The following is a 1,223-nucleotide window of genomic DNA, read 5'->3' on the forward strand; positions in this document are numbered from 1 at the left end:
GGCACCGGCCCGGCCGCCCCGGCCCGTCAGGTGGCGGTGCGGAACGCGAAGGCCGCCCCCTCGGGCCAGGCGATCGCCGCCGGGCCGCCCGGCGCGGGCAGCGCGCCCATCCCGGCCGGGCGCTTCGCCAGCATCTCGCCGCCATCGCCCATCGCCAGCCGCAGCCGCACATGATCGCCGAGGAAGATCGCCTCGGTCACCACCGCGGGCAGCGCGCCCTCGCCGAGGTCGGAGGCCGTGACACCCGCCACCGCCACACGTTCTGGCCGCACCGCGACCAGGCAGGCTTCGCCCACCCCGCCGCAATCGACCGCCTGCGCGCTCACCACCGGGCCGCAGGCCAGGCGCACGCGGCATTCGTCCTCATCCCGCGCCACGATCGTGCCGGGCAGGAGGTTGTTCTCGCCCACGAAGCCCGCGACGAAGGCATCGGCCGGGCGGTCGTACAGCGCGCGCGGATCGGCCACCTGGCGCACCAGCCCGCCCTCGAACACCGCGATCCGGTCCGACAGGGTCAGCGCCTCGGCCTGGTCGTGCGTGACATACAGCATGGTGATGCCGAGCCGCTGGTGCAGGTGGCGGATCTCGAGCTGCATCTCCTCGCGCAGGGCCTTGTCGAGCGCGCCGAGCGGTTCGTCCAGCAGCACGATCGGCGGCTCGAAGACCAGCGCCCGCGCCAGGGCGACGCGCTGCTGCTGCCCGCCCGAGAGCTGGGCCGGGCGACGCTCCGCGAAGCCCTCCAGCCGCACCATCGCCAGCGCCTTCGCGACGCGCTTCGCCTGATCGTTCCGCGCCACGCCGCGCACCTGCAGCGGGAAGGCCACGTTCTCCGCCACGCTCATGTGCGGGAACAGCGCGTAGGACTGGAACACCACGCCGATGCCGCGCCGGTGCGGCGCCAGCCGCGCGATGTCGCGTCCCTCCAGCAGGATGCGCCCGGCGCTCGGCCGCTCGAACCCCGCCAGCATCATCAGCGTGGTGGTCTTGCCCGAGCCCGAGGGCCCCAGCAGCGTCAGCAATTCGCCCCGCGCGATGTCGAGGTCGAGCGACCGGACCGCGGCCGCGCCGCCGCCGTAGGTCTTCCGCACGCCTTCGAAGCGCACCAGGGTCTCGGCCATGTGGATACCTCCGGCGCGGGCGGGCGCTTGTCAACGTGCGGCGCCGGCGGCTACGCCCCGCCGGCGCCCGCCCTGCCGCCCGCGCGGCCGGCGCACCGGCGCGCC

The 1,223-nt window shown here is 75.5% G+C and carries 1 protein-coding gene; it reads right to left on the reverse strand.

The genetic code is table 11. The features are described from left to right. Positions 1–26: 26 nt before the first annotated feature. Positions 27–1,118, reverse strand: coding sequence for an ABC transporter ATP-binding protein (locus HW578_RS26765; RefSeq protein WP_198373733.1), 1,092 nt, complete (start codon positions 1,116–1,118; stop codon positions 27–29). Between the last annotated feature and the right edge of the window lie 105 nt (positions 1,119–1,223).

Source organism: Roseomonas rosulenta, from assembly GCF_016106005.1.
Lineage (GTDB): Bacteria > Pseudomonadota > Alphaproteobacteria > Acetobacterales > Acetobacteraceae > Neoroseomonas > Neoroseomonas rosulenta.

What these genes read in the sequence shown, in the direction of transcription:
- HW578_RS26765 (WP_198373733.1), bottom strand. Translation starts at nt 1,118, where the DNA reads ATGGCCGAGACCCTGGTGCGCTTCGAAGGCGTGCGGAAGACCTACGGC.